The sequence below is a fragment of the Acidobacteriota bacterium genome, from assembly GCA_040754075.1.
Lineage (GTDB): Bacteria > Acidobacteriota > Blastocatellia > UBA7656 > UBA7656 > JBFMDH01.
Genome location: JBFMDH010000006.1, coordinates 1 through 23,311 on the forward strand (window position 1 = coordinate 1; position 23,311 = coordinate 23,311).

General features: G+C 50.2%; 19 protein-coding genes. All 19 read left to right on the plus strand.

The annotated features are described in order from the left end of the window. Positions 1-323 precede the first annotated feature (323 nt). The 19 genes from AB1757_08230 to AB1757_08320 all read left to right on the plus strand — a co-directional run bounded on the left by AB1757_08230 (position 324) and on the right by AB1757_08320 (position 23,267). Positions 324-1,016 carry a CBS domain-containing protein gene (locus AB1757_08230; protein ID MEW6127011.1) on the plus strand — a complete coding sequence of 231 codons (693 nt, stop codon included), beginning with the start codon at positions 324-326 and terminating at the stop codon, positions 1,014-1,016. A 507-nt stretch (positions 1,017-1,523) separates the two neighbouring features. Next, positions 1,524-2,423 carry a dihydrodipicolinate synthase family protein gene (locus AB1757_08235; protein ID MEW6127012.1) on the plus strand — a complete coding sequence of 300 codons (900 nt, stop codon included), beginning with the start codon at positions 1,524-1,526 and terminating at the stop codon, positions 2,421-2,423. Positions 2,424-2,654: 231 nt separating this feature from the next. Beyond that, on the plus strand, positions 2,655-4,370 hold the full coding sequence (gene bshC / locus AB1757_08240) for a bacillithiol biosynthesis cysteine-adding enzyme BshC (GenBank protein ID MEW6127013.1): 1,716 nt from the start codon (positions 2,655-2,657) through the stop codon (positions 4,368-4,370). A 99-nt stretch (positions 4,371-4,469) separates the two neighbouring features. Further along, positions 4,470-5,321: an FKBP-type peptidyl-prolyl cis-trans isomerase gene (locus tag AB1757_08245; protein ID MEW6127014.1), complete on the plus strand. Its 852-nt coding sequence runs from the start codon at positions 4,470-4,472 to the stop codon at positions 5,319-5,321. An 88-nt stretch (positions 5,322-5,409) separates the two neighbouring features. Beyond that, entirely contained in the window at positions 5,410-5,868 is a 459-nt protein-coding gene (locus tag AB1757_08250; protein ID MEW6127015.1) for a nuclear transport factor 2 family protein, read from the plus strand. Positions 5,869-5,935: 67 nt separating this feature from the next. After that, a complete protein-coding gene (locus tag AB1757_08255; protein ID MEW6127016.1) occupies positions 5,936-6,877 on the plus strand; it encodes a cation diffusion facilitator family transporter in 942 nt (313 codons plus the stop codon). A 31-nt stretch (positions 6,878-6,908) separates the two neighbouring features. Further along, positions 6,909-8,354 carry a glycosyltransferase 87 family protein gene (locus AB1757_08260; protein MEW6127017.1) on the plus strand — a complete coding sequence of 482 codons (1,446 nt, stop codon included), beginning with the start codon at positions 6,909-6,911 and terminating at the stop codon, positions 8,352-8,354. Positions 8,355-8,462: 108 nt separating this feature from the next. Further along, complete coding sequence (locus tag AB1757_08265; protein ID MEW6127018.1) at positions 8,463-9,713, plus strand: MFS transporter; 1,251 nt, start codon at positions 8,463-8,465, stop codon at positions 9,711-9,713. 260 nt (positions 9,714-9,973) lie between these two features. Further along, a complete protein-coding gene (locus AB1757_08270; GenBank protein ID MEW6127019.1) occupies positions 9,974-11,476 on the plus strand; it encodes a S8 family serine peptidase in 1,503 nt (500 codons plus the stop codon). Positions 11,477-11,583: 107 nt separating this feature from the next. Further along, positions 11,584-12,468 carry an aquaporin gene (locus AB1757_08275; protein ID MEW6127020.1) on the plus strand — a complete coding sequence of 295 codons (885 nt, stop codon included), beginning with the start codon at positions 11,584-11,586 and terminating at the stop codon, positions 12,466-12,468. Positions 12,469-12,505: 37 nt separating this feature from the next. Then, on the plus strand, positions 12,506-13,315 hold the full coding sequence (locus AB1757_08280; protein ID MEW6127021.1) for a spondin domain-containing protein: 810 nt from the start codon (positions 12,506-12,508) through the stop codon (positions 13,313-13,315). 249 nt (positions 13,316-13,564) lie between these two features. Further along, entirely contained in the window at positions 13,565-14,440 is an 876-nt protein-coding gene (locus AB1757_08285; protein ID MEW6127022.1) for a heme-binding protein, read from the plus strand. Between the two features lie 333 nt (positions 14,441-14,773). Further along, on the plus strand, positions 14,774-16,537 hold the full coding sequence (locus AB1757_08290) for an SMP-30/gluconolactonase/LRE family protein (protein ID MEW6127023.1): 1,764 nt from the start codon (positions 14,774-14,776) through the stop codon (positions 16,535-16,537). Positions 16,538-16,546: 9 nt separating this feature from the next. After that, entirely contained in the window at positions 16,547-17,047 is a 501-nt protein-coding gene (locus tag AB1757_08295; GenBank protein ID MEW6127024.1) for an HXXEE domain-containing protein, read from the plus strand. Between the two features lie 223 nt (positions 17,048-17,270). Further along, complete coding sequence (locus AB1757_08300) at positions 17,271-17,471, plus strand: hypothetical protein (GenBank protein ID MEW6127025.1); 201 nt, start codon at positions 17,271-17,273, stop codon at positions 17,469-17,471. Between the two features lie 55 nt (positions 17,472-17,526). Further along, on the plus strand, positions 17,527-18,753 hold the full coding sequence (locus AB1757_08305) for an MFS transporter (GenBank protein MEW6127026.1): 1,227 nt from the start codon (positions 17,527-17,529) through the stop codon (positions 18,751-18,753). A gap of 80 nt (positions 18,754-18,833) precedes the next feature. Next, positions 18,834-20,933, plus strand: a complete 2,100-nt coding sequence (locus AB1757_08310; protein MEW6127027.1) for a sigma 54-interacting transcriptional regulator — start codon at positions 18,834-18,836, stop codon at positions 20,931-20,933. Between the two features lie 109 nt (positions 20,934-21,042). Further along, entirely contained in the window at positions 21,043-21,261 is a 219-nt protein-coding gene (locus AB1757_08315) for a ferrous iron transport protein A (GenBank protein MEW6127028.1), read from the plus strand. Next, on the plus strand, positions 21,261-23,267 hold the full coding sequence (locus AB1757_08320) for a ferrous iron transporter B (protein ID MEW6127029.1): 2,007 nt from the start codon (positions 21,261-21,263) through the stop codon (positions 23,265-23,267). The genes AB1757_08315 and AB1757_08320 overlap by 1 nt, the downstream gene beginning before the upstream one ends. The last annotated feature ends 44 nt before the right edge of the window (positions 23,268-23,311 follow it).

The window sequence follows — 23,311 nt, forward strand, 5'->3', positions numbered from 1 at the left end:
CTCATCATCTCCAAAGTTTCGATTTGTGGAAAATGAGATACTACGGAGTCAACCGCGCTTTGGCTATGCTCAAGCGCGGTTATTATTCTATTGGCGGGTCTTAGCATTTATGACCACGCCTCAATTAGGTCTTTGACCGAACCACAAGCAAACCAGACTCAGAACTTTCAATCTGGGGCAATCCTCTGAGGATAAAAATTACAAAGGCTTATTGTTGGGCACACAAAGTACCCTAGCCTTTGAGATAATTTGCAAATTTTGGCGATGTCCGGCGGTTCGGCTGAGGATCAATGGATTGGTCAGCGAAAGAAAGGAGTAAAATAATGGCTACACGTTATTCTGATTATGAGCGTGGGCGCTTTGGTCGCAGCTACGCGGAGGAAGAAGACCAGAACTATAGGCGGAGATTGCGTGATGAGGATGGACGTTCATCACCTGAACGTGGATTGTTTAATCGCGCGACGGATGAGGTACGTTCATGGTTGGGCGATGAGCAGGCGGAACGGCGCAGACGATGGGACGAACGCGCCTCGTCACAATACCCTTATGACATTTACAATTGGCGTGTCGTTGATTTGATGACCGGCAATCCGGCGGTTGTACATCCCAAGGATTCCATTCAACAGGCAGCACAGGTAATGCAAAAATGCGATTGTGGCGCATTGCCGGTGATTGATAACAGGGGACGTTTGATTGGCATGATTACGGATCGTGACATCACCATGCGGCTGGTGGCGCGTGGGATGAACCCAAGGCAAACCTCTGTTGAAGATTGTATGACCGATGAAGCGTTTGCCTGTCATGCCAATGACTCGCTTGAAGGCTGTTTGCATACCATGTCTCAGCATCAGGTCAGGCGCATTCCAGTTGTGGATGACCGTGACCGGCTCATCGGGATTGTCAGTCAGAGTGATATAGTCCAACACGCTGGGAATTATCCGGGACAGGGCGAACGTCGGGCTATCGCCGATGTGCTTTGCGCGATTTCCGAACCAACACGCGCTTCTTATCGCTGAAACTTATACGCTCGGCAAGCGCGGATAGATAAACCCATTGATTTGTACCTGGCTTTGCCTGAAAGCCAGGTACAAATCAATGGGCTTTGAAAATTACTTTGGAAGCGCCTCAGGGTTATTCAGTATTCATCAAAAGAATTTCGGTTTCCATCAAAGACAAAGGTTATCCGCGGATAACCGGTTGCCGTTGGTTTGCAGCCTCATCACCTTGATGGCGACCACTGCCTGACCCTGAGAAGCGCCCGACTCAAACAGTCTCACCACTCCTCAAGCTATCATTCAACGCGACCTTGAACGCCCCCCACGAGAGTTCTCCAAGCCGCTTTGTGTTTCAAATTTTGAAGTTGTGCATTTTCGCATTAGAGAATTGCAGTTTGTTGCCAATCACATTCATAAACCGCTTTGAGCAAGGGCGAGTTTCAGCTCATAAAGTCTCTCACATTGCGTTGCCCTATTGCCGCCCGTATAATCCAGATATATTTTGGTTGCTGAAAGGTCGGACGCTTCATGTTACAACTCACAGGAATTATGCCCCCGCTGGCAACGCCTTTTGACGGGGCGGGCAATCTCGATTTAGCCAGTCTCGCCAAAAATGTTTCGCGTTATAACGAAACCGGGCTTGCCGGTTATCTCGCTTTAGGTTCAAACGGCGAAGCCGTTCATCTCTCCTCAAAAGAACGCCGCGAGGTCATCGCTACCGTAAAACGCGCCGCCACCGCGCATCACACTATCCTTGCAGGCATCAACGAATTTTCAACCCGCGCTGCTTTGGAAGCCATTCACGCCGCTCAGGACGCGGGCGCGGATGCGGCGCTGGTGGTGACGCCCTATTTTTACAAAGGCGCGATGACCCAACCGGTGCTGGCGAATTTTTTCACTTCGGTTGCCGACGCCTCGCCGCTTCCGGTGTTGATTTATAACGTGCCGCAAAATACCGGTGTGGTTATTGAAGCCAAAACCATTGCCTCGCTTACCGCACATCAAAACATCATCGGTTTGAAAGACAGTTCAGGCAATATGATGGCGATGATTGAAACTCTGCGTCTGGTGCCTGATGATTTCGCGGTCTTTGTCGGCAATGGCAGTATTCTCTATCCGGCGCTGGCAATGGGCGCAAAGGGCGCAGTGCTGGCGGTCGCGAACATTGCCCCGCAAGCCTGCGTAGATTTGTTTTTAGCCGTCGAGGCGGGAAATCATGAGCGCGCCAGAGAATTACAAAAACGCCTCGCGCCGGTTTCGCAAATCGTCACCGCAGGACTCGGGGTTGCAGGACTCAAAACCGCGCTGCAAATTTTGGGCTATCACGGCGGACTGCCTTGCGCGCCGCTTCTTGCGGTGAGCGAAACCGAAAGCCATAAGCTAAAATCAATCTTGCGGGAATCAGGGTTGTTCCCTGGTCTGGAATAAATTGAAGAAGAAAGAAATTAAAAAGTTCTAGATACGCTGATTTTGAAATGAATGTTGATGATGCTGCGACCTTTGCGAAACCTTCTGTGGTTCCTCTCGCAGAGCACATCAAAGTAAGCGCAGAGGACGATGAGAAATATAAAGATGTGAAAAAACAAACACAACATTTAATCAAATTCAGGTTGAGAAAAAGTCGTAAACCCGGCACACACTAAAACAAAAGGATTTTTAATGGACGCTTTGAAAAATGACCCCGATTGTAAAAATCTCGAATCTGCTGCTAACCGACAACAGGATGCCTTGCGCTTTACGGAAATTCCACGCACCTCAAAACTCTTTAAAGATTTTTTGTATGACTATGAAAAAGTTTCAGAGTTTTACACAGATTTTGGCAGAGAAATTTCGCCGCTCGCCGAACACGCGCGGCGGGTCGGCAAACTCGATTATGACCGCGCTCGTTTAGCCGATGCCCTGACTCGCATCAACAAACTGGCAGGCTCATCGGAACTGACCTTCAAACACATTGAAATGCTTCGCAATCCCGACTCGGTTGCCATCATCACGGGGCAACAGGCGGGGCTTTTCACCGGGCCGCTTTACACCATTCACAAAGCCTTGACGGTCGTCAAACTCGCAGCCTGTTTGCGCGAACAGGGTGTCGAGGCGGTGCCGGTTTTCTGGATTGCCAGCGAAGACCATGATTTTGAAGAGGTGAAATGGGCGCGCACCATTGATACCGAGGGGCATTTGCAAACCATTCAGTACGAACCCGAAAATCTGCCGCACGAAATCCCGGTTGGCAAAATCACCCTCGACGCCAACATCAATAAAAGCATTGATGAATTTTTATCTTTTCTGCCGCCCTCGGAATTTTTGCCGGAAATCGAACAGATGCTCAGAGAAAGTTACGCGGAAGGCACAGGTTTTGCCGTCGCTTTTTCAAAGCTGATGGCGCACCTCTTTAAAGAATATGGCGTCGTTTTGCTCGACCCGGCTGATGAAGGATTGAAACAAATCGCAGCGCCGCTTTATGCCAAAGCCATTGAAAAAACTTCGGAGATTGCCCACGCGCTTGTAGAACGCAGCCACGCGCTCGTCGCCGCAGGCTATCATGCACAAGTCAATGTTTCCGAAGAGATGGTTCCGCTGTTCATCCTCGATGACGGTCGTCGCGTCGCCATGTCTCATCACGATGGGCGTTTTTATGTGAAGGGTTCGGAAAAATCTTTCGCTCAGGATGAACTGGCGCAACTTGCCGCGCATTGCCCGAATTGTTTCAGCCCGAATGTGACCCTTAGACCCATTGTGCAGGATTATCTGTTGCCGACCGCTGCATACATCGGCGGACCCGCCGAGCTTGCTTACTTCGCGCAACTGCGCGCGGTTTACGAAGTGCTGGAAAGACCGCTGCCGTGTGTGTTGCCGCGCGCCAGTTTCACCATCATCGAAGGTCGTCACCACAAAACGATGGAGAAATACAACCTGCATCTGAGCGATTTTTTCGAGAGCCTGCACGTAGCCATCACCAAGGTCGTTGAAAACAGCCTGGATCGCAGCACCACGCAACTTTTTGAAGAGACCGAAAAACTCTGCAATGAGCAGTTGAATAAACTCGAAGTTGCGCTTGCCAAAGCCGATGCCTCGCTTGCTGATTCGTTGAAAAAATCGCGGGAAAAAATTCTCTATCAAATCGAACATCTCAGAACGCGCTTCATTCACGCGAGCGCGCGTCGCGAGGAAACCACTTTCCGTCAGGTCGAACGCGCTTACACAACCCTGATGCCGAATAAAAATTACCAGGAGCGCGAGTTGAATATTTTTTATCTGCTGGCGCGATACGGACACAGTTTGATTGATGATTTATACAAAGCCGCCGATATTGGTTTTTCCAATCACCGGTTGCTGCACATCGGCGGCGTCGCCTCTCAAGTGGTCAACGCAAAGTAATCCATAGCCCAAACCTGAGCGCGGGCATTTTCGGATTTACCGGTTGCCTCTTGTTTGGTGGGCGGGCTATTAACCAAGCCTCTCGATTAAGGAAACTTCATGAAACGACTCTCTTTGCTTCTCATTCTCACTATCGCTTTAACAACTGTGGCTTTCGCGCAAAAAAAGAGCGCCGGCGCAAAACCTGTGAAAGCCGCGACCACCGGCGGACAAGCGCAATTTAAAAAGCTCGAAGAAGATTGGGTGAAAGCGATGATTGAGCGCGATGTGAAGGCGTTGAATTTAATTCTTGCCGATGACTATTTCATCATTGACCCGGATGGCAAAACCACAGACAAAGCCGGAACCCTTGAAGATATAAAATCCGGCGCGTTCAAATTTGAATCTATCGAGTTCAGCGAATTTAAGGTGCGCGTCTATGGCACCACTGCTGTGGTCAATGGCGGCGAAGTCGTCAAGGGCAGTTATAACGGGCAAAGCATCACCGGCGCATATCGCTTCACGGATGTGTTTGCCAGACGCAACGGACGCTGGCTCGCCGTGAGTTCGCAACTGACCGCATCAAATGAAGTCGGATTGGTAAAAGTTAAAAAATCGGATGGCACGACGGAAATCACTACACCATCGGGACTCAAATATATCGACCTGGTCGAAGGCAACGGCGCGAGTCCGCGCCTCGGACAAACCGTCACCGTGCATTACACAGGGACGCTTGAAGACGGCAAAAAATTCGACAGTTCGGTTGACCGTGGACAACCGTTTAACACACCCATCGGCGTCGGTCGCGTGATTAAAGGTTGGGACGAGGGCGTGATGAGTATGAAGGTCGGCGGCAAACGTCGACTCATCATCCCCGCCTATCTCGGTTACGGCGCGCGTGGCGCAGGCAACGGGGTGATTCCGCCAAACGCCACGTTGATTTTCGAGATTGAATTGCTCGGCGTGAAATAATCATGTTTTGTCAGTACCGCCCACGTTAGCCTGCGGTACTGACAAACCCGCCATCACCATCTATTCTTTACTTTGAGGATTAACCAATATGAAACGGACATTGTTAATCATTGCGTTCATCATGTTAGTTGCGAGTTCCGCTTCTGCTCGAATCACAAGCAGACAAACCTCAAACAAGGTTGAGAAGGAAATCCTGAAACTGGAACAAGCGCGCGTCGATGCGGTGACCAAAGGCGATACGACAAAACTCGAACAGATGTTTTCCGACGATCTGGTTTATACACATTCAAACGCCCGCGTCGAATCAAAGGCTGATTTTTTAAACTCAGTGAAAACCGGTTCCATTCGCTATGAATCCATGAACCACAGCGATGTAACGGTGAACGTTTATGGCAATACGGCAGTGATGCGCGGCACGAGCGATATTCGGGTCGTCAATGCCGGACAATCCATTGCCTTAAAAATCCGCTTCACCACTGTCTATGTGAAAAAAGACGGACGCTGGCAGATGGTCGCCTGGCAATCGACGCGCTTGCCGCAATCATAAATTCGGCGTTTGCGCATCCGTGTAACCGGATTGCAACGCGGTCGCTCAGGCGCTTTAAAAATTTGCCATGCATCAACACGACCACGACGAACATCATCACGCGCACACGCCAGGCAGCAATCGGCGCAGACTGAGTTTTGTGCTCGCTTTGACGCTCGTCTATATGCTTGCCGAAGCGATTGGCGGGTGGCTCTCGAATTCGCTCGCTTTGCTTTCGGACGCCGGGCACATGTTTACGGATGTCGCGGCTTTGATGCTTGCATTATTTGCCATGTGGTTTGCTTCGCGCCCGGTGAATGTCAGAAAAACTTATGGCTACTATCGTCTGGAAATTCTCGCGGCGCTCGCCAACGGCGTGGCGCTGGTGGTGATTTCCCTGTTGATTTTTTACGAAGCGTTGCAGCGCATTAAACACCCCGAATCGGTCGCGGGCTTTCAAGCGATGCTGATTGCCATCGGCGGGCTTGGCGTGAATGCCGTAAGCGCCTGGCTTTTGCATTCGGCATCATCGACAAATCTCAATATGCACGGCGCATTTTTACATGTCATAGGCGACGCGCTCGGTTCCATCGGCGCTATCGTTGCAGGCGTTTTAATCTGGCTGCTTGATTGGAAAATCGCTGACCCGATTATCAGCGTGCTGATGTGCCTATTGATTATTTTCAGCGCCTGGCAACTCATCAAAGAGTCGGTCAACATTTTGCTTGAAGGCACCCCGCCGCATATTGATGTGCGCTCGGTGATTGATACCTTGCACGAAGTTCAAGGCGTCACGGATGTTCACGACCTGCACATCTGGACCATCAGTTCCGGCAAAGACGCGCTCTCGGCGCACGTTTGCATCGATGCCTCGGCTCAGTACAAAGCCACCCTTGAAGCCTTGCAAAATAAATTGCATTCGGAATTCGGCATCACTCATGCGACGTTGCAAATTGAACTCCCGGATGAAGAGGCGGTTTTGAAGCTTTATCAAATCGCCAGCCGTCGAACCCAGGGGTTGCAACCTTGAAATCAATCTGAAAGACTGAACCGCAAGGTAAATGGCACAAACACTGACTTCAAGCCAGCAACAAATCACCACCTCGCGGCGCACATTTTCACCCATCGTTTTAGCCATCACACTCACCCTCATCGGCGCAGGAAGTTTCTCGCTCTACCACTGGGCGCGAGATTTACACCGCTTCATTCAAGGTATATCGGGTTACACGGCGCTGTTCATCGGGCAACTGGCGATTTATTTGCTTGCCTGTTTTTTCGCCACGCGAAAACTCACACCGACAACCCGCAACCTGAATTTGTTACTCGCCAGCATCGTGTTGATTTTCGCGGCGATGTTTCGTTTCGACCTGGTCGCGCAAAAACCTTATCTCTCGACCGACGTTTATCGCTATGTCTGGGATGGACGAGTGCAAGCCGCAGGTATCAATCCTTATCTTTACGCGCCATCTGCGCCGGAACTCGCTGCCTTGCGCGACGATAAAATTTACCCCTTTATCAATCGCAGCGATTTTGTGCGCACGCCGTATCCGCCCGTCGCTCAAATGATTTTTTTTGCGGCTTATAAAATCGAGGCGTCAAACGTTACGGGGTTTAAAACCCTGATGGCGATTTTCGATTTGCTGGCAATTTTAGCTTTAATGTTGACGCTGATGCGCGCCAAGCTTTCGCCGGTACTGGCAATCATTTTTGCGTGGCATCCGTTGTTGATTTATGAAGGCGCTCACACCGGGCATATTGATTCGGGTTTTATTGTTTTTCTCGCACTGGCAATGCTGGCGTGGAGTTATCAAAAACCCGCGCTCACCGGCATCGCCATCGCGCTTGCCACAATGGTCAAATTTTATCCGGCGTTACTGTTACCGGCGTTTTTCTATGCGCAATTTTCATCTTCAACGATACCGTTGGCGAAAGCTTCCCTGATAAAAAAACTGAACGTCGCGCTATTGAATAAAGCCAACCTGAAAATGCTCACGGCGTTTGTGGTCACGGTTATTCTGGTCTATCTGCCTTATTTGAATGTCGGCGTCAAAGCTTTCGGTTCGCTATCGAACGAAGCCAGCGAAGAAGGCTTCATCGGCAATGGCTCACGTTATTTTCTACTCGTACTCGTAAGAAAAATCATGCCTTTACCAACCGCCATTTTTTTAATCATTGCAGCGGCATTGCTCATTTGGTTAGTAATAAAAATTGCGCTCACCAATAAGCGCGATGTAATGGATGTCGTGCGCGCCGCAGTGAGTTTAATCGGGCTTTACTTTTTTTTAGTGACGCCGCGTTATGCCTGGTATTATGCGTGGATTTTGCCGTTTCTCTGTTTTGCGCCGCGTGTGAGTTGGCTATATCTGACCGGCGCGAGTGTGTTACTTTACTGCCTCTGGTTTACGCCGCTTTTCTATCCGGGTGTTCCAATCTGGCTTGGGCTGGCGGTTTACGCGCCGACTTTCGGTTTCTGGCTCTGGGAAAAGTGGCAAGCGAAAAACGCTTAAAGGCAATTCGTATCATCAACAGTTCATCAACAATTTTTTTTAACGATTCGATAATCACGACTGGCAAGACTCGTCAGGCTGGTAAGACTCGCTGGACTCACAAGACTTATGAAATATAAATGGCTCATTGTTTTCATGCTCTGGTTCGTCTGTTTTTTCAACTACGCTGACCGGCAGGCAATCTTTTCGGTTTTTCCCCTGCTTGAACAGGAGATGGGTTTATCGAAAGCCCAACAAGGGATTATCGGGTCTTCGTTTATGTGGGTCTATGCGGCGTTTGCGCCGGTCGCGGGATTAATTGGAGATCGCTTTCGTCGCAAAAATTTGATTCTTGTGGGATTGGCTTTCTGGAGTCTGGTCACGGGACTGACCGGCATCTCGACAGCTTTCTGGCATCTCGTCTTTTTTCGCGCCGCTGAAGGCTTCGGCGAAGCCTTTTACTTTCCCGCTTCGATGTCTTTAATCAGCGATTATCACAGTAAAGAGACACGTTCGCGGGCAATGTCTTTGCATCAATCAAGCGTCTATGCGGGAACCATCGGCGGCGGCGCATTCGCCGGATTTATGGCGGAATATTACGGCTGGCGACTGGGGTTTTATATTTTCGGCGCGCTCGGAATTTTATTGGCGATGGTGTTGATGAAGTTCATTCGCGAACCCGCACGCGGCGAAAATGAATTGTCGGGCGCAACTTCAACACCCGAAGAAAAACCTTTGCCGGTGGGTGAAGTGTTGCCGGAACTTTTACGCACGCCAACGGCGGTCGCGTTAATGCTGGTGTTTTTCGGGGCAAATTTTGTCGCGATGGTTTTTTTGACCTGGATGCCGTCGTTTTTAAAAGAGAAATTTGCAATGAATCTGGCGATGGCGGGACTCACGGGAACGGCGTTCATTCAAATCGCCAGCGTGCTTGGCGTACTCACAGGCGGGGCGCTTGCCGATTACTTAGCCAAACGTAAAGCCAGCGGACGCATGGCGGCGCAGATGATTGGCTTGGTTTGCGGCGCGCCGTTTATTTTTCTCACCGGCTGGACGTTTTCAATTCCGCTTCTGATTTTAGGCATGACCGGGTTTGGATTTTTCAAAGGCATCTATGACGCGAACATCTTTGCCTCGCTTTACGATGTGGTGCGCCCGCGTTCACGCGCCACTGCCGCCGGAATCATGATTGCCGTCGGGTGGGGCGGCGGCGCGATTGCGCCGATTGCCATTGGTTTTGCATCAACCCGTTGGGGATTGAGTTATTCGATTGCTTCAAACGGCATCGTCTATATTATTGCCGCCGGGTTGATGGCTTTAGCGGTCTGGTTTCTGGTTGAAAAAGATGCGAAGCGCCTGGTTGCGGCAACCACGACTTGAATCACTATCATCCGAAAAATCCGCTTGCTGCAAAGCTGTCTGGAATGCCACTCGTTCTCTTCCGCTAATTGAATTTCCCCGCCGGGAAATCAACCTGCCGGATGGACGCCATGACTTTCCGTATCAACCCTCACTAACCTGCCTGATGATTTTCCGTATTATCCTCGATAAACCCCTTCAATAATTTTTTCACTCAGGAATAATTCATCACTCATCCGGGATTATTGGGTTGTACACGAAAGTTGATTTTTTGGAGGGCTATGGTCGCCAAACCAGCACAACACGAACACGCGCACACGCCGAATCGCTATGCGGTCATACCGACGCCTGAACGTTTGCAGGCAACAGGCGAATACACCGGCAAAGGCGTGACCATCGCCATTCTCGATTCAGGGTTTTATCCACACGCGGATTTGGTTGAACCAGTGAATCGCATCATCGCCTATCACGATGTCACCAATCCACAAGCCAGTTTAAACACCAACGCCCCTGCGCAAGCGTGGCAATGGCACGGCACTCAGACCTCGGTTGCGGCATGCGGCAATGGTTTTCTTTCCGATGGCATTTATCGCGGACTGGCAAGTGATGCCGGTGTCGTTTTAGTGAAAGTCAGTCGTCAGGGAAGAATCACCGACGAGCAAATCGTTCAAGGTTTGCGCTGGGTCATCGAAAATCAGGAGCGCTACAATATTCGCATCGTGAGTATGTCGCTTGGCGGTGACGCGGATGTTGCGTTGAATGAAAGCGCCGTGAACCAAGCCGCAGAGTTGGCTGTGGGAGCCGGTTTGGTGTTAGTGGTTGCCGCAGGGAATTCGGGTTGCGCAAATGACCCGCATCCGATTCCGCCGGCGAGTGCGCCTTCGGTCATCACGGTTGGCGGTTACGATGACAACAATGAATTGCACAATTCCAGCCCCGATTTATATTGCTCAAATTTCGGCGCGACGGTTGATGGGTTAGTCAAACCAGAAATCATCGCCCCTGCGATGTGGGTCGCCGCGCCGATTCTTCCCAACACCGACGCTTACAAACGCGCGGAGGCGTTGTCGCATCTGGCAACCGCGCCCGATTATTTATTGCAGAGTTTGATTGAACTCGCCTGCAACCCGGAATGCGTATTGCACGGCTTTGCCACCGAACTCTGGGAAAGGTCGGAACTGCCGGGCAAGCTCTACGAACACACGCCGCAAACCATTCGCGCTTTAGTTGAAGTGTGTTTGCGCGACAGCAAAATCGTGGCAACCCATTATCAACATGTGGACGGCACTTCGTTTGCCACCCCCGTTGTTGCATCGGTCGTTGCGCAAATGCTTGAAGCAAATCCCAGGTTGACGCCCGCAGCAGTGAAAAATATTTTGATTTCAACCGCCGACCGCATTCCCGATACCGATGTGATTCGTCAAGGTTTCGGTATGTTGAATGCGCGCCGCGCCGTCGAACAGGCGAAAATCGAAACCCATATACTGGATGATAATGAATTATTTTCGCCGCGCATTGAAGAAGGGCGACTGGTCTTTGCCTATCACGATGACGCCGCAGAACAGGTTGCCATCGTTGGCGATTTTAATCAATGGAATCCGACGCAAACCGTTTTTGAAAAAGTAACCGATGGCATCTGGCGAGTGGCAATCGCGCCACCACCACCCGGCGAGTACCGTTATAAATTTGTCGTCAATCGCCATCGCTGGATTGAAGACCCGTCAAATTTGATGAAAGAACCCGATAGTTTCGGCGGCTTAAATTCGGTGCTCAGTCTCGCCTGAGATTCACAATAGTTTTGGATTGAGGTTTACAGGCAATCGGCTTGTCGGTAGTCGTGTGTTTGAAATCGTCAGACCAATCGCCTGACGGGAGTTACAGGTTAAGTTTTATGAATATCGAAAATCAACAATCCGAACTGGTGATCGCAAGAGAAGGCGACTTGATTACCGATGTCGCGCATTCACCAACCCGCGAACTCAAATCGCAGGTGATGCGCAAACACTTACCCGAATATCTGATGGAAGCCTGGGGGCTTTGTCTATTTATGATTTCGGCGTGCCTGTTCGGAACGCTGCTCGCGCATCCCCATTCGCCGGTTCATCAAGCGCTTCCCGATGCCACGCTTCGTCGAATGTTGATGGGCACGGCGATGGGACTCACAGCGATTCTGAATATTTATTCGCCGTGGGGAAAACAATCGGGCGCGCATGTGAATCCTGCGACGACGCTCACGTTTTATCGCCTCGGCAAAGTCACCGGCACCGATTTCATTTTTTATGCCATCGCCCAATTTATCGGCGGCGCGATTGGTGTGTTGATTTCGGTTTTAGCGATTGGCAAATTTTTATCGCATCCGGCGGTCAATTATGTCGCGACGGTGCCCGGCACTCACGGCAAAATTTTTGCTTTCATTGCTGAAATAATTATCACCTTTATTTTGATTTCCATAGTGCTGAGAGTTTCCGGCAGTGAAAAACTCGGCAGATTTACGGGGCTTTTCGTAGGCTTCCTGGTGGCGCTTTACATCACCGTTGAAGACCCGTTTTCAGGAATGAGCATGAATCCGGCGCGCACCCTGGCTTCAGCAATTTTTGCCGAAACCTGGACAACGTTGTGGATTTATTTCCTGGCTCCCCCCATCGGCATGCTACTCGCAGCCGAAGTTTATCTGCGGTTTGACGGCAAACCCAATCGGGGATGCGCCAAGCTGCATCACCAGAACCGTTATCGCTGCATTTTTTGCGGCGATCAAATGCAAGGCGACAACGCCTGAAATTAAAAACAATTTATTAACAAAGGAGATCACACAAATGAGTTTCAAATCCACCAAACTTTTCGTCGGCTTTTTTGTCTTTCTCGCGCTGATCAGCACCAGTCTCTTATCCATCAAGGCAAGCGCCCAGACCAGGTACACGCTCAAGATGAAAGATGGCAGCGTCGTCACTACCGAAGGCGCAACCGTGAGTGTCCGCAAAGGACAGGAAGTAACTTTCAAAGTTCGCATTGAAAATGTTTCCGACAAAGATGGTCAAAATGCCAAAGACGGCGGCAAGTGGCCTTTCGCGTTGTCGCCCGGCATGTGGGTCGTGCATCGCAATGAAGTGCGGCTGTTCAAAGAAGGTAACAAAGCTTATAACGGTTTAGAGATGCAAGCCGAAGATGGCAACCCGACCGGCTTGATTGAATATCTCGAAGGGCATCATGACAAAATGGCGCATGGGGTTTTCAATACGCCGGTGGGCGCAAACGCTCCCGCGCCGATTTTGCCGGGCGGCGCTTATGAATTCACCTTCAAAGCCGAACCGGGAATGCACCTTTCGGTCATCACCATGTTCGGTCAATCCAATGACTGGTTTTACGCCAATGCCCCCGCAGGCATTGATCTGTTCAACAATGGCAAAGCCTTGAGCGGCGACATTACGCGAATGTTCAATCTCTATGATGCCGGAACCGAAGTGAACGAAGAGCCGGGCGTCGGCGCAAATCAAGCGCCGCGTCAAAAAGGCGCAAACACCGGCACGGATGAAAACGGCAAAGTTCATAAAGAGAAAAAGTCTGTGTTCTATGGCAAGAATGGCGAATTGTTCAAAGTGACAATTACGCCTGAAGAAGTGATGTAATCAATGCCGAATAATTCATCACTGCTTTAACCTGGACACAACTTTTAGCGTCGGGATTTCACAAAGTCCCGACGCTTTTTTGCGCCTTGATTTACTTAATTTTCTCCGGCGGTTTTCGGGAATAATCTTGAAATTTTCTGTGATTAAGAGAGTGGAAGTAACATTGAACGCAAAATGCAGCGCACCAAAAAACGTGCCGTTTGTTTACCCATTAACACTGAGTATTTGTACAGAAGGAGAAAAATAAAAATGAAAAATTTAATGAAGTCATTTTCAGTTATTCTGCTATTGGCGATGTCATCGGTCATCGCGCAAGCACAAATCGCCGAAAAGAAAACTCTCACCTTAGATGGCGCAAAGCGCGTCATTGCCGCAGCCGTCACTGAAGGCAAACGCCTCAACGCGCCCGGCGGGGTGATTGCCGTCGTCGATGATGGCGGCAATTTGATGGCGCTTGAACGATTGGACGGGACCTTCGCCGCCGGCGCGACTATCTCTATCGGCAAAGCCCGCACCGCCGCGCTTTTCAAACGCCCGACCAAAGCTTTTGAAGACATCATCAAAAACGGGCGCACGGCGATGGTCGCTTTGCCCGATTCGTTTTTCACCCCATTGCAGGGCGGCGTGCCGATTGTCATTGACGGGCAAATCGTCGGCGCTATTGGCGTAAGCGGCGCAGCCTCAGCCCAACAAGATGAAGACCTCGCGGTTGCCGGAGCCAAGGCTTTCGACACCAATCCCGAAACCGGCATGGTCAACGCCTCGGTTTCCTATTTTGAAAAAGAGAAAGTGTCGGCGGCATTTGCTAAAGGCGCTGTGCTATTTAATAACAATGAAAAATATATGGTTCACGCCAGTCGCCGCGAAGCGCCCGGCATTGCCGAATTGCATACGAAAGACGCAGACATCATTTATGTGCTCGAAGGCGAAGCGACCTTTGTCACCGGCGGCACGGTGATTGAACCCAAAACCATTGCTCAGGATGAAATTCGCGGCAAAGAGATTCAGGGCGGTGACACACGTCAAATTTCCAAAGGCGATGTCATCATCGTTCCCGCAGGCACGCCGCACTGGTTCAAAGCGATTAAAGGACCCGTCCTCTATTACGTCGTCAAAGCGCGATAAATTGAGCATACCGTCTGGTGATTTTGTAAATTAAACCCAGCGGCAACTCTTCTCTGCGCCGCCTCTGTGTTCTCTGCGCCTCTGCGGTTAAAGAGCATTGATTAGAGGGACTTGAAAGCTTACCGGATTCAATAGCTAAGCCCTTAGACGGATTGTTGTGAATGCGAAACCGTTCATTTCAATCCGATTGGATAATCCTCAATGTTCGTTGAACCAGAGCCTTTTCACCGCAGAGGCGCAGAGGTCGCAAAGGCGGCGCAGAGAAACCGAACGCAGAACTATTTTTTCAGGAAGCGAAACCTGCATTAGAAAGGTCACAAAGGAGAAACCCTAATGAAATTGCTCAAAGTTTTAATTGCCTCGTTGATGCTTGCGACTACTGTCGTCAAGGCACAGACTTCGGCTAATGCGCCAACCGGCAAACCCGAAGCGATGATTAATCTCGCGACCGATGCAGGCGCGAAGTTGGTTAAAGGCGAGTGGCGTTACAGCGACACCAAAATTATTGAAACGGATTTCAAAGCAGCAGGCGCGGACAATCAACCGACCGGCGCTATGGTAAAAACTTACGATTACACGCCGAAAGCCGGCGGCGCGGATTTCGATGATTCAAAGTGGGAAGTCATCCCTGCGACTTCGCTTGAAAAACGGCGCGGCAACGGGCGCATCTGGTTCAACTGGTATCGCATCAATATCACCATTCCCGAACGGATTGACGGGTTCGACCCAACCGGTTCAACCGTTGTATTCGAGACTTCGCTTGATGATTACGCGGAAATCTGGGTGGATGGCGAACTCACGCGGGCGCTTGGTCAGATGGGCGGCTCAGTCGTAGCCGGTTGGAACGCCGCCAATCGTTTAATCGTTGGGCGCAACCTCCGTCCCGGTCAGAAAATTCAACTTGCGGTGTTTGGCATCAACGGGCCCATATCGAATCCCCCGACCAACTTCATCTGGCTGCGTTATGCGAAATTGGAATTTTACCAAGGCGCAACCGAACCCCTCGCGCTCACGCCGCAGGAAGTCAATGTTGAAGTGAAACGCCTGGACCCGGCAATCGATGAAATCGTTGGCGCGAATCCGAAAATTTTTAAACTCGCGGAAGGTTTCAAATTCACTGAAGGTCCGGTGTGGACGGGTGATGGGTTACTGTTCAGCGACCCGAACAGCAACATCATTTACAAATACGCCCCCGATGGAATGAACGCCGGAAAGCTCGAGGTATTTAAAACGCCGAGCGGTTATAGCGGCGCAGACATTGCCGAATACGGTCAACCCGGCTCCAATGGACTCACGCTCGATCCCGAAGGACGACTTACCATCAACCAGCATGGCAATCATCGCGTAGTGCGTAGGGAAAAAGATGGCAGCGAAACCGTGCTTGCCGACAGTTTCAACGGCAAGCGTTTGAACAGCCCGAATGATTTAATCTATCGCTCGGACGGAACCTTATTTTTTACCGACCCGCCGTTTGGTTTCCCGAAATTCTTCAACGACCCGCGCAAGGAGTTGCGCTACAGTGGGGTCTATTCGATTTACAAAGGCAAGCTGCAACTTGTGAGTCGTGAGTTGTCGGGACCAAACGGCATCGCCTTTTCGCCGGATGAAAAATATCTCTATGTTGGCAACTGGCCGCAGAGTTTAGTGCAACCGCGTCGTCCTGACGATGAACCGGTAAACGAGTTGGGATTTAAAGGCAAAGTCATACAGCGTTACGAAGTACAGGCGGATGGCACGCTCAAAAATGGCAAGCTCTTTTTTGATATGACCGATGCCGCAGGCGAAGACGGCATTGATGGCATCAAGGTAGATGTGAAAGGCAATCTCTACGTTTCAGGTCCCGGCGGTCTATGGGTGATTTCGCCCGAAGGCAAACACCTCGGCACCATCATCGCGCCGAAACATGCGCACAATTTCGCCTGGGGCGACGATGGCAAAACCCTGTATCTGTGCGCGCGAAGCGGTCTTTACAGAATGCGACTCGGCATCGCAGGGGTTCGTCCGATGACCACGGCTTCACGCGCTTTGAAAGCGTCGCCGCGCCCTTCGGTTGTGGTTTATCAACCGGAAATCAAAGCGACGGTTGCCAGTCGTTGATGTGTGGTTATGAATATCGGAGTGCTCGCGCAGTTTTTTTCAAGTCTCGGTTTTCGTGAAGCGGTGTGGTTCTTTCCCTGTGCTTTTATGTTGCATGTGGCGGAAGAACTGCCCCGCTTCACTGCGTGGGCGAATCAGCACGCTTCCGAAAAATATACTTTTCGAGAATATCTCATCATTCATGCTTTAGGGATTGTGACGGCTTTTCTGGCGGCAATGCTTTTGCAATTCTTTCCGAATAAAATTTTAATCTTCATATTTTTTACGGTGATGTTTCTGCCGGCAATGTTTTTCAATAGTTTTTTTCATGTGGGCGCGACGCTTTTCACGCGCAGCTATTGTCCGGGCGTGTTCACGGCGTTGATTTTCTATCCGCCTGTCGTCTGGTTCATCACCCGCAAGGCACTTGTCGAAGGCTTGATTGGCGGCAAATTTTTAGTGCTGTCGTTTATCATTGCCGGTTTCTTTCACGCGGCAGAAGTTTCACGCAATGTTTTCAAAGTCTGGTGAAACGGGTTTCTACAATTTTTATGGGTCAGGGGCTACGAAAGACTTACCAAAATCTGAATATGGGGTTATGATTCGTTAGAAAATATCGCGCTTCTCCTCTTCTGGAATAATATTCCAACCTGACGGCATTTAAATAACAGACAGTGACGCGGATTTTTTGCATCTTGACGCAAAGGTTTTTCCGTCCGCGCACTGTTTGCAATCCGACAAAGAGGTATAAACGATGAGAGTTGATGATTTTCCAGTAACCGTAGACGGCTTGCATGAAGAAATTTTTGATGCCAATCCGCGCCATTTCGATAATCGCGCGCTGCGTCTTGAACGCGGCCTTTATGTGATTCGCGAACGCACCAACGACAAGGTTACAAAAGTAGAACCGCCGGTTGATGAATGCGCTCGTCTCACAGATATTTATAACCATTGAACCAGGTCTTTATCGCTTTCTGTTTTCGACAATCTCAGCTTGAGCAAGACAGATTATGAATTCATCTGCGACAATTGCGGCGATGTCAATCCCCCCGACCAAATTGAAAGCCTTGCAAACCGGCGCTTATTTTGTGGCTTTTATTACGCTTGGCTTTACCACCGCCGCAATCGGTCCAACCTTGCCAAAACTGGCAAGCCATCTGCATACCGATTTAAGCGCCATCAGCAATGTTTTATTCTTTCATTCGCTCGGTTTTTTACTGGTTTCGTTTCGCGGCGGCAAATGGTATGACCGCTTGCGCGGACACCGGTTGATGGCGCTTGCGGTGTTGGCGATGGCAGCAAGCATGGTTTTGGTGCCCTTGATGCCCACGCTCTGGGCGTTGATTGCGGTTATCCTTTTTTTAGGCGCAGCAGAAGGCTTGGTTGATACCGGAGCCAATACTTTGATTGTCTGGGTGCATGGCTCGCGGGTTGCGCCATTTTTGAACGGGCTACATTTTTTCTACGGCGTTGGCGCATTTCTTTCACCTATCATCATCGCGCAAACGCTCACCATAAAAGATGACCTTGCGGTTCCCTACTGGACGTTGGGTTTACTGGTTTTACCGGCGGCGGTTTTGTTAATCAGTGCAGCCAGTCCGCCGATTCGATCACACGCGCACAAACAAAGGGGAGAACCGGTCAATTACCGTCTGGTTTTATTAATTGCGCTTTTTCTATGTCTATATGTTGGCGCGGAAGTGAGTTTCGGAAGTTGGATTTATAGTTTCGTTTTGCAAATGAATTTGAGCAATGAAACGGTTGCTGCTTATTTAACATCGCTTTTTTGGGGGGCGCTTACAGTTGGCAGGTTGCTGGCGGTTCCGATTGCCGCGCGTGTAAAGCCACACCTGATTTTGCTTGCAGATTTGGCAGGTTGTTTAATCAGCATCTTCATTGCTCTGGTGTGGTCAGGCGTATTTGCTGCGGTGCTGATTGCAACTATCGGTCTTGGGCTTTCGATGGCTTCAATCTTTCCCTCGGTTTTTGCGCTTGCCGAAAATCGCATGAAAATCAGCGGACAGGTCACCGGCTTTTTTCTGGTTGGGGCAAGCCTCGGCGCGATGATTTTACCCTGGCTTGTCGGGCAATTATTTGAAAAGCTTGGCGCGCGGGTTTTATTGTTCGCGGTGCTTGCAGAAGTCGTTTTAGCCGTTCTGGTTTTTGCTTTAATGAATGGTTTGCCACAGCAAAAAAGCGATAGCGCAGTATGCGAGGCGAATACAGTTGCGCGATAATACTCCGGTTTGATGAATATAAAAATTTTTCCGGCTTAAAAATTTGCTGTTAATATTTACGTGTTTTTCCGAGGCGCTCTATGGGAAACCATCCCCTTCAAAATAATCGTGTTGTCGCATCAATGCCGGAATCTCAGACGTTCGATTCGCTTGATGACCTTCGCAAAGCCTATGCGACATTGCAGGCTGAAGTTGAAATACGCCGAAAAACCGAAGAGGCTTTACGCGAGAGCGAAGAATTCAAATCACGTTTAATCGAAGGCAGTCAGGATTGTATAAAAGTTTTAGACCTCGAGGGGCGTTTGCTGACGATGAATGCAGGCGGGATGACGGTTCTGGAAATTTGTGATTTTGCGCCGCTGCAATACAGTTTGTGGGTAAATTTCTGGGAAGGCGACTATCATCAAACGGCTGTCCGTGCGGTTGAATCGGCGCGGCGCGGTCAACTCGCCCGCTTTGTCGGTTTTTGCCCGACGCTGGCTGGCAATCCGAAATGGTGGGATGTCATCGTCAATCCGATTTTTGATTCTACGGGCAAACCGGAAAAAATCCTTGCGGTTTCGCGCGACATCACGCCTTATAAACGCGCTGAAATCACCTTAAAAGAAATCGTCGAGGGCACTGCCTCGGTTACCGGCAAAGATTTCTTTTATTCGATGGTGCAACATCTGGCGCAAGCTATTCCGGTCAAATACGCTCTGGTGACGGAATGTGCCGACCTGCAAAAAACCCGCGCGCGAACCCTGGCGTTTTGGAACGGCAAAGCGTTTGCGGAAAATTTTGAATACGATGTGCGCAACACCACCTGCGAAAAAGTTTATCAAGGCGAAGAGAGTTTTTATGCCACAGAGGTACAAAAGCTTTTTCCGCTTGAAACCGCACTGGCTGATTTGGGTGCGCAAAGTTATATCGGGTTGCCGCTGTATAATTCGGCGGGCGAATTCATCGGGCATCTCGCGGTACTTGATGACCAGCCGATGAATGAACCGCGCGGTCTGGATGTTTTGAAAATTTTTGCGGCGCGGGCGGCTGCCGAACTTGAACGTCAGAAAGCCGAACAGGAATTACGCAAAGCTCTGGAAGAGGTCGAGCGTTTAAAAAATCGTTTGCAGGAAGAAAACATTTACCTGCAGGAAGAGATCACCAAAGAACATAACTTTGAAGAAATCATTGGTAACCATCCAACACTGATGGCGGTGCTCAATAAAGTCGAGCAGGTTGCCCCGACCGATTCAACGGTGTTGATTCTGGGTGAAACCGGAACCGGCAAAGAGCTTTTTGCCCGCGCCATTCACAATTTAAGCGAACGAAAAAATCGCCCGCTGGTAAAAGTCAATTGCGGCGCAATTTCCGCCGGGCTGGTGGAAAGCGAACTTTTCGGACACACCAAGGGCGCATTCACCGGCGCGGTTGATAAACGCATCGGCAGGTTTGAACTCGCAGACGGCGGCACGATTTTTCTCGATGAAGTTGGTGAATTACCGTTAGAAACTCAGGTCAAACTGTTGCGCGTCTTGCAGGAAGGCGAGTTTGAACCCGTGGGCAGCAATCGCACAGTGAAGGTTAATGTGCGGGTCATTGCGGCTACGAATCGCAGTATGGAAGATGAAGTGCATGCCGGTCGTTTTCGCGCTGATTTGTATTATCGCTTGAATGTCTTTCCGATGCGTTTACCCGCTTTGCGCGAACGCATTGCGGATGTTCCGCAACTGGCAATGTTTTTCCTGTCACGGTTTGCTAGAAAATTCAATAAGCGAATAAACGCTATCGCGCCTGAAACCATGCAGATGCTGATGGATTATTCCTGGCCCGGTAACATCCGCGAACTGCAAAACATTCTGGAACGCGGTGTAGTGGTTTCGCAAAGCGCGATTCTCAATCTTGAAAAAGGCATGTTGCCGATGGCGGCTTCGACAACCGCGCTTAAAGAAACGCCTGCACAACAGGTTCAATCCGCAGTAGTAACTGCTCAATCCTCTTTGCCATCCCAACCGATGCCGCAGGTGAAATCTTCGACCGTTTCACTAAATGAAGTTGAACGTCAACACATTCTCACGGTGCTTGAGCAGGTCGGGTGGGTGATTGAAGGCGAACGCGGTGCCGCGAAAATTCTCAACCTGCACCCCAACACTTTGCGCAGTCGCATGAAAAAACTCGGCATTCAACGCCCCCGTTTTTAATTCTCGGGAATAAATTTTTCTGTTGACACATCCTTACTTTCCTTCTATTCTTCCAATGATTAATTTGAAAATGACTTTCAATTTGCACTCATAATTTGAGAGGTTTTGTATGAATTTGCTGGAAGTGCCCTATAACCTGTTTTGTCGCATCAAGAGTCTGGATGGTCCCGAAACTGAATGTCGGCGGCTGTTGGATTTAGGCATCACACCGGGCGAAGAGTTAGCCGTTGTGCAATCGGTGCCGTTTGGCGACCCGCTGGTGGTTGAAGTACGCGGTATGCGACTGGCGCTCAGACGACGCGAAGCTGCCTGGATTAGCGTGCAGTAGTGAAAACCCATCTTGGCGATTTAACCTCTCAAACGATTAACTCAAAACCCGCGAAAGCGGCACCCCCGCCATCAATTTCCGAAGACCGCCTGCTAACCGTCTGCCTCGCGGGGGTTCCCAATGTCGGCAAAACCGCGTTAATGAATGCACTGACTGGCGGCGGATTTCATACAGCCAACTACGCTGGCGTCACCGTCACCCTCTCAAAAGGCAAAACCCTTTCCACCTTTGGCGATGAAATTACTATTGTCGATTTGCCCGGGGTTCATAGCACGGTTGCGCCTTCGCCCGAAGAAGAACTCTCCTGTAGCGTACTCGAAGGTCGGCATTCGTCCATTCATCCCGACGGGTTAATTGTTTTAGTCGATGCGACTCAATTAGAGCGCAATTTGAAATTCGCAGCCTTTGCCGCAAAACTTGGCAAACCTCTGGTCATCGCTCTTTCGATGATGGATTTGCTCGCGGATGCGGGGCTTTCAATCAATGCCAGGAAGTTAGAAGAAGCTTTGGGTATCCCGGTCATTCCGATTGATGGACGCACCTCGTGGGGCGTTGAAGAATTAATTGCTGAACTGCGTCGCGCCATCGCTAACCCTGCGAGCCAACAATTCGCTCTGGCAGAGCTTCCCAATGAGCCGGTGGTAGCCTATCAGCAAATCCGCACGTTATTAGACGAAAGCGGTGCCATTAAAAGAAGCAAACAACTTAAAGTTGCAAATAACTCAATTACCAATCGCATCGACCGTTTTGTTCTGCATCGTTATTTTGGCTTTCCGATTTTCTTTATCATTCTGGGTACGCTTTTCGCCTCAATTTTCTGGGCGGCGCAGCCGTTTATGGATTTGACTGAATGGTTGTTTGCCTTAGCCGGACAGTTGGTTTTGACGATTTTGCCCGCAGGAATTTTTTCGCGCTTTATTGCCGAAGGCATCATCGGCGGGGTCGGCGCGGTAGCGGTTTTCTTTCCGCAAATTATCATTCTGTTTTTCCTGATGACTTTGCTTGAAGATTCCGGGTATCTGTCGCGCGGCGCAGCACTGGTTGATCGCCCGCTTTCGGCGCTTGGCTTGCACGGTCGTTCATTCGTGCCGATGCTGTCGGGATTTGCCTGCGCCATTCCGGCTGTGCTTGCGGCGCGAACCATTCCCTCAAAACGCGAACGCTTCCTGACCATCTGGATTATTCCACTGATGAGTTGCAGCGCGCGGCTTCCGGTTTATGCGCTTTTGCTGGCGGCGTTGCTGCCGGGCGGCGCAGGCAAAGCGGGACTTGCGCTTGCGGCGATTTATGTTTCGAGCTTACTGGCAGGAGCAGTGACCGCAGGGCTGGTGAGCAAGTTTTTGGTTCGCAAACAAACGGCTTCGATGCTCGCAATGGAATTGCCGCTCTATCGCAAACCGCTACTTAAACCGACGCTGAAAATCACCTGGTCGCGTTCTTCTGCCTATCTGAAAAAAGCCGGAATGCCAATTGTCATTATCTCTGCGATTTTGTGGATACTTTCAAATTTCGGACTCGGTTCGCATCAACCTCCAAGAGAAGATGGCAAGCCTGCACCTATCATTTCACCAAGCGACCTCGACCACTCTTTTGCAGCACAAATCGGGCAGACGATGGAACCCGCGCTGAAACCGATGGGTGTGGATTGGCGCGTTGGTGTCGGATTGGTTTCCGCATTTGCAGCCCGCGAAGTTTTCGTGTCGACGATGGCGATTGTCTTTCATTCGGATAGCGAAGATGAAGAAAAACAGCAGGAAGGCTTGCTTGAAAGCATGCGCGAAGCGACCTTTGAAAACAGTTCGCAAAAAGTTTTCACGCCGTCAAGCGTCATCGGGTTAATCATTTTCTTCTTCATTTCACTGCAATGTCTTTCGACGGTATCGGTGGTTCGCGCCGAAACCAATTCGTGGCGCATGGCAGGCTTGCAGTTGCTCTTTTACACGGGGCTTGGCTACGTCATCTCTTCACTCACCGTTCAAGGTCTGCGCTTCTTCGGAGTTGCTTAACTCACCTGATTCCCGGCGCTTTAAAATCGCTTTGACACGCGCTT

What these genes read in the sequence shown, in the direction of transcription:
- AB1757_08275 (MEW6127020.1), top strand. Translation starts at nt 11,584, where the DNA reads ATGAATATCGAAAATCAACAATCCGAACTGGTGATCGCAAGAGAAGGC.
- AB1757_08300 (MEW6127025.1), top strand. Translation starts at nt 17,271, where the DNA reads ATGAGAGTTGATGATTTTCCAGTAACCGTAGACGGCTTGCATGAAGAA.
- AB1757_08295 (MEW6127024.1), top strand. Translation starts at nt 16,547, where the DNA reads ATGAATATCGGAGTGCTCGCGCAGTTTTTTTCAAGTCTCGGTTTTCGT.
- AB1757_08235 (MEW6127012.1), top strand. Translation starts at nt 1,524, where the DNA reads ATGTTACAACTCACAGGAATTATGCCCCCGCTGGCAACGCCTTTTGAC.
- AB1757_08230 (MEW6127011.1), top strand. Translation starts at nt 324, where the DNA reads ATGGCTACACGTTATTCTGATTATGAGCGTGGGCGCTTTGGTCGCAGC.
- AB1757_08250 (MEW6127015.1), top strand. Translation starts at nt 5,410, where the DNA reads ATGAAACGGACATTGTTAATCATTGCGTTCATCATGTTAGTTGCGAGT.
- AB1757_08260 (MEW6127017.1), top strand. Translation starts at nt 6,909, where the DNA reads ATGGCACAAACACTGACTTCAAGCCAGCAACAAATCACCACCTCGCGG.
- AB1757_08315 (MEW6127028.1), top strand. Translation starts at nt 21,043, where the DNA reads ATGAATTTGCTGGAAGTGCCCTATAACCTGTTTTGTCGCATCAAGAGT.
- AB1757_08290 (MEW6127023.1), top strand. Translation starts at nt 14,774, where the DNA reads ATGAAATTGCTCAAAGTTTTAATTGCCTCGTTGATGCTTGCGACTACT.
- AB1757_08285 (MEW6127022.1), top strand. Translation starts at nt 13,565, where the DNA reads ATGAAAAATTTAATGAAGTCATTTTCAGTTATTCTGCTATTGGCGATG.
- AB1757_08310 (MEW6127027.1), top strand. Translation starts at nt 18,834, where the DNA reads ATGGGAAACCATCCCCTTCAAAATAATCGTGTTGTCGCATCAATGCCG.
- AB1757_08305 (MEW6127026.1), top strand. Translation starts at nt 17,527, where the DNA reads ATGAATTCATCTGCGACAATTGCGGCGATGTCAATCCCCCCGACCAAA.
- bshC (MEW6127013.1), top strand. Translation starts at nt 2,655, where the DNA reads ATGGACGCTTTGAAAAATGACCCCGATTGTAAAAATCTCGAATCTGCT.
- AB1757_08245 (MEW6127014.1), top strand. Translation starts at nt 4,470, where the DNA reads ATGAAACGACTCTCTTTGCTTCTCATTCTCACTATCGCTTTAACAACT.
- AB1757_08265 (MEW6127018.1), top strand. Translation starts at nt 8,463, where the DNA reads ATGAAATATAAATGGCTCATTGTTTTCATGCTCTGGTTCGTCTGTTTT.
- AB1757_08255 (MEW6127016.1), top strand. Translation starts at nt 5,936, where the DNA reads ATGCATCAACACGACCACGACGAACATCATCACGCGCACACGCCAGGC.
- AB1757_08280 (MEW6127021.1), top strand. Translation starts at nt 12,506, where the DNA reads ATGAGTTTCAAATCCACCAAACTTTTCGTCGGCTTTTTTGTCTTTCTC.
- AB1757_08270 (MEW6127019.1), top strand. Translation starts at nt 9,974, where the DNA reads ATGGTCGCCAAACCAGCACAACACGAACACGCGCACACGCCGAATCGC.